A 10,011-nucleotide genomic window follows, 5' to 3' on the forward strand; every position below is an offset into this window, starting at 1 on the left:
CCGCTCTTCCGATCTAATTAAGATACCTAACGTACCCGCGTTACAAATAACCCCAGCGGCGAACTCTTTGGTATAGCCATTTTTAACCATACCTGCGATAACGATACTACCAATCGCGACCACCGTTGCCGGTGAAGAACCCGACAAGGCTGCAAACATCATACACGCCACGACTGATGCCATGGCAAGTCCACCACGGAACCAACCAACCATCGCAATCGCAAAACGAATAATACGTTTCGCTACCCCACCCGTAGACATAAAGCTCGAGGCAAGAATAAAGAATGGAATCGCCAGTAGCGTATAGTGCCCGGCAAACGCATTAAACAGAGTTTGTGCCACAGACGCGAGAGACGCATCTGAATGTATCAATAAAAAAATGATACTGGATAAACCTAAAGAAATCGCAATTGGCACGCCAATCAGCATGAACGCGATTACCATTAAAAATAGAAATAACATGGCCATGTTCTAGTCTTCCTTGCCGTTTGGTTTCACGTTCACATCCGATTTTTTATACGAATCAGGAGTCAAAGGCGCCATCGCATCATCGTCACTCCCCGCCAACACATCCGCTCTCAAAGCATCGAGATCTTCTTCCGCTTCATGACCTGCAATCATTCGGTCCAGTTTTCCACTAAAAACCTGAAACGCAATCTGAGTAAATCGGAAGGTCAATAGCGCCATGCCAATCGGTAATGCCATATAAGGAATAAAACGAGGCAGTTTTTCGTAACGTTCTCCTTCATTCAACCAATCAGACATAAACTGAAGCATCTCTGGCATTGGAATATCGTCGGTTTCATACCACGCGCGCTCGGTCGCAAACGGGTACCAATAATTCCACGAACCAATAAGCAATAATATTGAAAAAGCGAGACAGCTGGTCACCGCAACCATAGCGTACACTTTACGTAGCTTCTCTGGTGCCATGTTAATGATGACATCAACACCAATATGAAAGTGCTTTTTTACGCCGTAAGATGCGCCGACTAACACCATCCACGCAAACATAAATACCGTTAACTCAAGTGCCCATAAAATATTGTCATTAAAGGCGTATCGAAAAACCACATTGACAAATGTGAGTAACGTCATCGCGCCTAAGAAAAAAGCAATGAGGGTTTCTTCTATCGCGTCCGTTACTTTTCCTGCTTTCTCAAACATGCTTAGATCCATCAGGTAATGTGGCACCCAAAACCAGTGCCAAGAAACAACAAAGCCCACCAATGGAGTGGGCATTTAAAAAGGAGAGATTAATTATTTGATGCGATAGCCGCTTCAATAAGATCTGCGCCGATATCTTTCTCAAATTTCTTCCAAACAGGTTTCATCGCCGTCACCCATTCTTGTCTTTGAGCATCGGTTAACGTACGAACTTCACCACCCGCTTCAATAATGTTGTTACGGTTCGCAAGATTCACTTCAGAAGATTTCGCGTTACGCGCCTCTGTCACTTCCTTGATGATGGTACCAAGCTGATCACGAACATCATCAGGCAGTTCTTTCCAGAAGTCATTCGACGTCACAAGGAGGTAATCTAAAATACCGTGGTTAGTTTCTGTTGTGCCATCTTGAACTTCAAAGAACTTCTTACCGTAAATGTTTGACCAAGTATTTTCCTGACCATCGATAACCTTAGTTTGAAGGCCACCGTACACTTCTTTAAACGACATTTTTTGTGGGTTTGCACCAAGCTGTTCAAACTGAGCGACCAGAACATCCGAAGCCTGAACTCGGAACTTGAGGCCATCGGCATCCTTGGGAGATATGAGCGGTACGTTAGCCGACATTTGCTTCATGCCATTGTGCCAAAAACCCAAACCTTGCAATCCGCGTCTTTGCATCGCATTTTTAAGCTTGTCACCTGACTCTGAATTTTGGAAACGATCGACGGCTTCCACATCGTCAAACAGAAACGGTAAGTCAAAGATACGGAACTTTTTCGTGAACTTTTCAAACTTTGATAACGATGGAGCCGCTAATTGAACATCACCGTTTAGCATGGCTTCTAACACTTTGTCATCATCGTACAGTGTCGAGTTAGGGAAAACTTGCATACAAGCTTTACCGTTCATTTCCGTGTTTACACGCTCTTCTAACAACGAAGCAGCAATTCCCTTAGGGTGTTTGTCTGTATTGGTTACATGACTGAATTTGATCACGATTTCACCCGGATCGCAGTTCGCAGCAGCATTAAAACTTGTCAATGCCAGAGCAGAGACAGACAGCAGGGTAAGAGGCTTAAACATTATTTATTCTCCTTAGTAATAAAACAGCACCATCTATGGGCTGATGCTTCTAATAGAGCAATTAACAAGCCAGTTTGTAACAAATTGTGCTCAAGCCTTTATCGGTAAGGGATTGAATAATAAGAAGTCAGTGTATGACGATGAATTTGAGTTCTCTACCTAAGCTAAATGTAAATAAATGTGTGGGAAATGACCCATTGAAATCGCCAAAAGGGGGGTAAATGACACATAGCGCATAACAGAAATCACTTAGCACTTAGCACTTAGCACTTAGCACGGTCGGCTTGAACTACCCAACAGCGTCAAACAAAAAAAGTGAAAGTGAGTCATCCTCCCACTTTCACTTTTTTGTACTCGTGACATTCATGAGTAAAGTGCACCATCCCAAGTATAAAATCAGCTTGAATACTCCCCCGAACATTCAAGCTGATGACCTATCTGAAATCGGTCATCACTCAAATGGAAGGTGCACTTTAGAACGGTTGCGATTCATTGAGCCTTGTTAAAAATCAATCCGATTTTCTGTTTTCGCATCAAAAAATACCGCTTTTGACAGGTCAAAATGCAGAGGCGCCATCTGCCCTACACTCACCTCAAACTCTGGTGAAAGACGACACGCTACCTCTTGGTCATTCACCTTAATCATGGCAATCGTATCAGGCCCGGTCGGCTCTAGAACTTCTAGCTTTAAATCCAACAGCGTCGAGGCGGTCGTATCTTCACCTTGTGAGTCACTGATATGTTCAGGTCTTAGTCCGATCACCACCTCTTTTCCATCTTGCTGGCGCATTGATTGAGGTAGCTTTATATGATGCTCTTGATCATTTGACCCGGTAACTCGAATAATCGGATTGTCTTCGTTATCGAGATCGACCATCGTTTTAATAAAGTTCATTGACGGTGACCCCATGAAACCGGCAACAAACATATTATTCGGCTTGTTGTAGATCTCTTTAGGTGTCCCTAACTGCTGCAACTCACCATCTTTCATGACCGCAATCCGATCCGCCAACGTCATGGCTTCAATCTGATCGTGGGTGACATACACGATGGTGGTGTTGAGCTTTTGGTGTAGGCGCTTGATTTGATGGCGCATTTCAACTCGTAATTTGGCATCCAAATTCGACAAAGGCTCATCAAACAGATATAGCTTAGGTCTACGAGCCAGTGCGCGCCCCATGGCCACACGTTGTCTTTGTCCACCCGAAAGCTGTGACGGCTTACGGTCAAGCAACTGTTCGATTTGCAGCATTTCAGCCACGCGGTTGACCTCTGCATCGATTTTGACTTGCGGCATTTTCCGAATTTTCAAACCAAACGCGATATTCCCCCTTACCGTCATATTTGGGTACAGTGCATAAGACTGAAACACCATCGCAATATCACGGTCTTTTGGCTCTACGCTTGCGACATCAGTACCATCAATAACAATCTCACCTTCATTAATATCTTCGAGTCCAGCGATGGTATTCATCAATGTGGATTTCCCGCAGCCTGAAGGGCCAACCAAAATCAAAAACTCACCGGATTCGATACTGATATCGATGCCTTTCAATGTTTCTTGGTCCGCTTTTGGGTAGGTTTTGCGGATCTGTTTCAGTTCTAGTGTTGCCATAATAATTATCCTTTTACCGATCCTGCCGTTAGGCCACGAACAAAGTATTTTCCTGCTAATACATAAACCAATAAGGTAGGAAGCGCGGCAATGATAGCGGCGGCCATGTCTACGTTATATTCCTTAATGCCGGTACTGGTGTTGACCAAGTTATTCAACGCGACAGTAATAGGTTGTGTTTCAGAGCCTGAGTACACCACACCAAATAAGAAGTCATTCCAAATGGCGGTAAACTGCCAGATGACCGTGACCATAATAATCGGCGTGGAAAGCGGTAATAAAATCTTAAAGAAAATTGTGAAAAAGCCCGCTCCGTCGAGTTTGGCGGCTTTAACCAACTCATCGGGAATGCCTAAATAAAAATTTCGGAAAAACAGCGTGGTAAACGCCATGCCGTATACAACGTGCACAAAGATAAGACCGGTATTTGTATTCGCTAATCCTAGCTTGCCAAGCACCGCCGCCATTGGTAATAACACCACTTGAAATGGAATAAAGCAGCCAAACAGAAGCAGACTAAAAAAGAGGTTAGAGCCTCTAAATTGCCACTTCGTCACCACGTAACCATTGAAAGCACCCAGTAGCGTGGAAATAGCCACAGCTGGAATAACCATTTGAAAAGAATTCCAAAAATAGCCTTTCACACCTTCACATTTCACTCCTGTGCAAGCGCCATCCCACGCTTTATACCAGGCATCAAACACCCACTCTTTGGGTAAGCTCATCAAGTTACCCGCCTTAATGTCAGGTAACGTCTTAAATGAGGTAATCACCATGACGAATAAAGGCATTAGATAGACTAAGCAAAAGAAGATGAGAATCGAGTAAATAAACAGTCGACCCACATTAAGCTGATTACTCATGATTTTTTCTCCCTAAGTTCGGAGTAGAGATACGGTACTAAAATCGCAAGTATTCCCGCTAACATCATCATTGCACTCGCCGCACCTAAACCAATTTGGCCGCGCGTAAATGAGTGTGCATACATAAACAAGGCTGGCAGATCCGATGAATAACCCGGGCCTCCAGCAGTCATGGCCGTCACTAAATCAAAGCTCTTAATGGCAATGTGTGATGTGATGATGATGGCGCTAAAAAAGACCGGGCGTAAACACGGCAGAACAATTTTCATGTAGATGGCTGGTAAACCTGCACCATCGATTTGCGCCGCTTTAATTATCGATGAATCGATACCACGAAGCCCCGCGAGGAACATCGCCATGACGAATCCAGAGGATTGCCAAACCGCAGCGATCACCAGGGTATAAACCGACATTTCAGAATTGACGAGCCAATCAAATTTGAAATCGACGAACCCCCAATCATGCATCATTTTTTCAATGCCTAATCCAGGATTAAGAATCCACTTCCATGCGGTACCTGTTACGATGAACGATAACGCCATTGGGTAAAGATAGATGGTACGAATCGCCCCTTCTTGGCGAATATTCTGGTCAAGAAAGATAGCAAGCAGCACACCAAGCCCAATAGCGACCAACATGAACAGACCACCAAAAAGACCGAGGTTAGTGATCGATGTGATCCAACGGTCATTGTCCAATAGCTTTTCGTATTGAGCCCAGCCCACAAAGTTAAAACTGGGTAAAAATCGAGAATTTGTGAATGAAAGAGTCGCTGTCCAAAAAATGTAACCGTATATGCACACTACTGTCATGAGCATCGTTGGGGCAAGTACAATCTTTGGTAGCCAATGTTGTAACCTATCGGTGAATTTAGGCTTCACTGTTGGTTTTTTTGTTGACTGAGTCAAAACATGCTCCATAACGTTTCCTTGTTATATAACCAACCAAGACAAGCAGTGTTAAAAAAGACAGTGCGTGCGTTGGTAAAGTATGAATAGGCCATGACAGCCTATCCACACTGGGGGTCTTTTCTAAAGCCTTATAAACAAAAGGCTAAGGGTAAACGTTAGATCGCTGCTTTAACTGCTTTAGCGAGCTTCGCTGCGGCTTCTTTAGGATCGGCTTTCGGGTCATTAAAGAAGTTGGTAACGACATCGTAAATAGCACCTTGTGCATAGCTGGTGGTGGATAAACCATGCGCCATACTCGGAACAAGATCGCCCGTTGTTGCACTTTCTTTAAAGGTTGCCATAGAGTCTAAAGCACATTGATCAAACTTCGACATATCCATATCTAAACGGACAGGGATTGAACCTTTGTTAAGATTGAAGACCTCTTGGAAGTCTTTAGTGAGAATGGTTTTGGCAAGATCTTGCTGCGCTTGTTGATTCGCCGTTTCACTTAGCTCGAAGAACGCAAAGCTATCAATATTAAAGGTGAATTGACCGCTGGTGCCTGGCGCTGGTGCACAGATGTAATCTTTACCCGGCACTTTGCCCGCTGCGGTAAATTCACCTTTCGCCCAATCGCCCATGATTTGCATTGCCGCTTCACCATTAATGACCATAGATGTCGCTACGTTCCAATCACGACCTGGAGAGTTTGAGTCGATGTAATCACGGATCTTCTTAAACTTAGTGAACACTTCCGTCATTTTGTCGCCAGATAACACGCTCATGTCTAAGTCCACGAACGCTTTGTTGTAGTCTTCACTGCCTAACACTTCAAGAGCAACAGCCTCGAATACCGTCGCGTCTTGCCAAGGCTGACCACCATGCGCTAAAGGAATAAAGCCAGCGGCCTTAATTTTGTCGCCCGCAATAAAGAACTCGTCAAGCGTAGTCGGAACTTCAACGCCTGATTTTTTAAGGACTTCAGGGTTTGCCCATAGCCAGTTTACACGATGAACGTTCACCGGCACGGCAACATATTCACCATCGAATTTCATCACGTTAGTCACAACCGATGGAAGAATGTCATCCCATTTTTCTTGCTTTGCTGTTTCGTCAAGAGAGGTTAAAAAACCTAATCCACCCCATTCTTGAATATCATGCCCTTTAATTTGAGCCGCCGAAGGAGGATTGCCTGATACCGCGCGGGTTTTCAGAACCGTCATGGCACTTTCACCACCGCCGCCAGCGACCGCAAAATCTTTCCACGTATGACCTTGTTGCTCGATCATATCTTTTAAAACAGCAGCGGATTTAGCTTCACCACCAGCAGTCCACCAGTGAAGAACTTCAACTTCACCAGCGTGAGACAATGAAGAAGCAGACAGAGAGGCAGCAGACAAAAGAGATAAGGTAAGTAGGGTTTTATTCATTTTCATTATTATCTTCCATGTATTGGATTAGTCATTGCTCATTAAGAGCGTTACTTAACTGAACAACAATAAACGAGCATTCATACTCGAATACTGGAAGTCTAACCAATCACCGCCGAAGTTCTGAAACAAACCGTAACTGCAATGTAACAATCTTGTTACATTACACTTCTAGACCTCGTGGAATGTAGATTTGCGCTTTCAAACCACCGCTCTCTAGATTACTAATAATGAGATCTCCACCATGTCCGTGAAGAATATTGCGGCAAATTCCTAGTCCTAACCCATGACCATCTTCGTCTGTGGCGATGCGAAAATAAGGTTCAAATACCGCTTCGAGCTTATCCTCTGCTATCCCTGGGCCATGATCAGTCACAATGATTTTGATCCATTCATCGGTTTGTGTCGTGACAACTTGCACTCTCTCACCATACTTAACCGCGTTATCGATGATATTGGTCAGCACCCTTTTAATCGCTAGAGGCTTGGCCACAATCGTACCCAGATCAATCGGGTAAAATGACACTTTTTCCTCATATTGATTATGAGACTCAATAACCGATTGAATCGCATGATTGATGTCGATATACGCATTATTTTCATGCAGGTCAGTATCTCGAACACATTGCAGCGCCCCTTTGACCATGATTTCTAACTCATCAAGATCGTTATTAAACTTGTTTCTTTTCACGTCACTTTCGAGTAATTCCGCCCTTAACCTCAGTCGAGTAATCGGCGTTTTCAAATCGTGAGAAATTGCAGAAAAAAGATGCTCTCTATCAGAAACATAGCGTCGAATACGACTTTGCATGCGATTAAACGCTCGGGTAGCGGTCACTAACTCACTGGCCCCTTCTTCTCTCAGCGGAGGCTGATCGATGTCCATACTCATCTCATTGGCCGCTTTGGCTAGCCGTTTCAAGGGTTTTACTTGTCGCCTAACCAGCAAGTAGGTAAGCAAAAGCAATATGAGAGTCGATAGAACCAAAAATAGGATCTGCTCACGCCCCAAAATCGTATCATGCAAGGTGACATAAGGAGCAGGAAGAAGTGCCGCGATGTAAAGCCATTCATCCGTTGCCAATTCAATCTGGACGACCAGTATCGGTGGGTTAATCGGGCCCAGAGTCAACGTGTGATGAGCCCAAGATTTGGGAAGATCACTCAGGTAAATATCATTTTTCAGCAACCTCAGGTTATCTGGGCGAGAAAAATCGACCGAAACCGATTTTACTTTATTGAGCTTATCTTCTAAAACTTGAGTCACCGCACTGACCGAAGCCGCCTTTAGACGAGTATTTGGAATGCCTTCAACCAATAGCTTTTCTTTATTAAACGACACAAAAAAACGGGTTCCCCCCATATTACGTATTTGGTCTAGAACAATGTGTCGATAGTTAACAGGAAGGGATTGAAAGAAGGTCACTGTCGATGCAAACATAGTAGCCATACTAGAAGATGCCGAGTGAATACCTTCTACTTCTTTCTGTTTTGACTCAAAGTACCAAATTGACGTCGCTATACCCTGCGCAATAACCACAGCAAGTAATGTGAGCCAGAGTGTTCTAGCAACTAAAGAATTGGGTTTTAATTGAAGCGGTGAGCTCATTATTAACCACCGCAGGAAACTGGGACAGCTAATAGATAGCCATTACCGCGCATGGTTTTTATGTAATGTGGAAACTTAGCACTATCTCCCAATCGATTCCGTAACCGACTTAATTGAACGTCGATACCCCGTTCAAAAGGTAACGATTCTCTGCCTTTGGTCGCAAAAGAAATGGTATCTCTATCGAGTATCTCGTTGGGCCTGCTTAGAAACAACATCAGTAAGGCAAAATCGCTTCCAGATAAATCATGCGATTGTTGATTGTCTAGATTAACAATTCGATGAGCCAAGGTATCTAAGCTCCAATCGCCAAACACAATAGTCTTGGGCATAGCATCACTGGGTGGCTCATGAGCAATCTGAGCGCGACGCAACACCGCCTTAATCCTTGCAACAAGCTGCCTTGGATTAAACGGTTTGGCAATATAATCATCTGCCCCTATTTCTAAGCCAATGATTTGATCCGTTTCATCGGAAACAGCCGTCAGCATGATAATGGGAACGGTTGAGGTTTTTCTTAACTGCTGGCACAGAGTAAAGCCATCATCGCCCGGAAGCATGACATCCAATAAAATTAAATCAGGAAAGCCCTGCTTCTCGATATACTCATGTAAGCATTTGCCATCCTCAACGGTTGAAACACTAAAACCGGATTTATTCAAATACTCATCAAGCAACTCTCGAATTTCTACATCATCATCAACGACTAGGATGTGTGCTTTCGCGTGCATCTAGGTTACCTACTACTAACAAATGTTTTACATAGTGTATAGATTAGTCAAGATGAGGCTTATTGATAGCTTTATAAATTTTGAATCTGTCACAGACCATGATCACATCTCGATAAAACGACGATTGGGGACCAGATGGGAAATGGCAGGGAAAAAATGATGAAGAATTAGAGAACAGCAATAAAGAAGGTGTTTTAAAGTGAGAGAATGTACCTAAAATGACAACGCATTCATAATAGGCTTCTCCTGGTTATGGCTATCTTAATTGATTTGAACTTGTAACGGATTCACCCATTTTTAGACGTTCACTCTACTCGCAATTCAATGGTCACGAGATGACTAAAAGGATGCTCAAAACAGAGAATAATGAAAATAAACAAGTACGGCTAACGACGCCGAGGTTAGAGGGTTGAATCATTTCTTGATGTTGTTCCATAAACGCTCCGAGTTTGTATGACAGTGTCATTACAATATGATGAATTTACGAAAATTTCACAACCACATTAACGTTAACTTTTTATGACAGAAACTAGGGCGAGTTGATCTTTCGAGCTGATTTTGCAGCAACTTGATGGTTATTTAGACAAGGCAGAAGCTTAGATAGGTAGTTATTCTACT

General features: G+C 43.5%; 9 protein-coding genes. All 9 read right to left on the reverse strand.

Annotation, left to right across the window (positions count from 1 at the left end; translation table 11 throughout):
- Positions 1-468, reverse strand: a 468-nt coding sequence (locus tag ACP45E_RS12295) for a TRAP transporter large permease subunit (RefSeq protein ID WP_141707322.1), incomplete at its 3' end; no start/stop codon positions are given.
- A 3-nt stretch (positions 469-471) separates the two neighbouring features.
- Positions 472-1,179: a TRAP transporter small permease gene (locus ACP45E_RS12300; protein ID WP_198927716.1), complete on the reverse strand. Its 708-nt coding sequence runs from the start codon at positions 1,177-1,179 to the stop codon at positions 472-474.
- A gap of 77 nt (positions 1,180-1,256) precedes the next feature.
- Positions 1,257-2,252 carry a DctP family TRAP transporter solute-binding subunit gene (locus tag ACP45E_RS12305; RefSeq protein WP_017033960.1) on the reverse strand — a complete coding sequence of 332 codons (996 nt, stop codon included), beginning with the start codon at positions 2,250-2,252 and terminating at the stop codon, positions 1,257-1,259.
- Between the two features lie 502 nt (positions 2,253-2,754).
- On the reverse strand, positions 2,755-3,867 hold the full coding sequence (locus ACP45E_RS12310; protein WP_017033961.1) for an ABC transporter ATP-binding protein: 1,113 nt from the start codon (positions 3,865-3,867) through the stop codon (positions 2,755-2,757).
- A gap of 5 nt (positions 3,868-3,872) precedes the next feature.
- Positions 3,873-4,730, reverse strand: a complete 858-nt coding sequence (locus ACP45E_RS12315) for a carbohydrate ABC transporter permease (RefSeq protein ID WP_017033962.1) — start codon at positions 4,728-4,730, stop codon at positions 3,873-3,875.
- Positions 4,727-5,650 carry a carbohydrate ABC transporter permease gene (locus tag ACP45E_RS12320; protein WP_017033963.1) on the reverse strand — a complete coding sequence of 308 codons (924 nt, stop codon included), beginning with the start codon at positions 5,648-5,650 and terminating at the stop codon, positions 4,727-4,729. The genes ACP45E_RS12315 and ACP45E_RS12320 overlap by 4 nt, the downstream gene beginning before the upstream one ends.
- 146 nt (positions 5,651-5,796) lie before the next feature.
- A complete protein-coding gene (locus tag ACP45E_RS12325; RefSeq protein WP_017033964.1) occupies positions 5,797-7,059 on the reverse strand; it encodes an ABC transporter substrate-binding protein in 1,263 nt (420 codons plus the stop codon).
- 157 nt (positions 7,060-7,216) lie between these two features.
- A complete protein-coding gene (locus ACP45E_RS12330) occupies positions 7,217-8,662 on the reverse strand; it encodes an ATP-binding protein (RefSeq protein WP_017033965.1) in 1,446 nt (481 codons plus the stop codon).
- 2 nt (positions 8,663-8,664) lie between these two features.
- Positions 8,665-9,393 carry a response regulator gene (locus ACP45E_RS12335; protein WP_017033966.1) on the reverse strand — a complete coding sequence of 243 codons (729 nt, stop codon included), beginning with the start codon at positions 9,391-9,393 and terminating at the stop codon, positions 8,665-8,667.
- Between the last annotated feature and the right edge of the window lie 618 nt (positions 9,394-10,011).

It is taken from the genome of Vibrio genomosp. F10 str. 9ZD137, assembly GCF_049974785.1.
Taxonomy (GTDB): Bacteria; Pseudomonadota; Gammaproteobacteria; order Enterobacterales; family Vibrionaceae; genus Vibrio.

Bases quoted from the DNA above. Each gene is read 5' to 3' on its own strand.
- ACP45E_RS12335 (WP_017033966.1), bottom strand. From the start codon at position 9,393: ATGCACGCGAAAGCACACATCCTAGTCGTTGATGATGATGTAGAAATT.
- ACP45E_RS12315 (WP_017033962.1), bottom strand. From the start codon at position 4,730: ATGAGTAATCAGCTTAATGTGGGTCGACTGTTTATTTACTCGATTCTC.
- ACP45E_RS12305 (WP_017033960.1), bottom strand. From the start codon at position 2,252: ATGTTTAAGCCTCTTACCCTGCTGTCTGTCTCTGCTCTGGCATTGACA.
- ACP45E_RS12320 (WP_017033963.1), bottom strand. From the start codon at position 5,650: ATGGAGCATGTTTTGACTCAGTCAACAAAAAAACCAACAGTGAAGCCT.
- ACP45E_RS12300 (WP_198927716.1), bottom strand. From the start codon at position 1,179: ATGGATCTAAGCATGTTTGAGAAAGCAGGAAAAGTAACGGACGCGATA.
- ACP45E_RS12310 (WP_017033961.1), bottom strand. From the start codon at position 3,867: ATGGCAACACTAGAACTGAAACAGATCCGCAAAACCTACCCAAAAGCG.
- ACP45E_RS12325 (WP_017033964.1), bottom strand. From the start codon at position 7,059: ATGAAAATGAATAAAACCCTACTTACCTTATCTCTTTTGTCTGCTGCC.
- ACP45E_RS12330 (WP_017033965.1), bottom strand. From the start codon at position 8,662: ATGAGCTCACCGCTTCAATTAAAACCCAATTCTTTAGTTGCTAGAACA.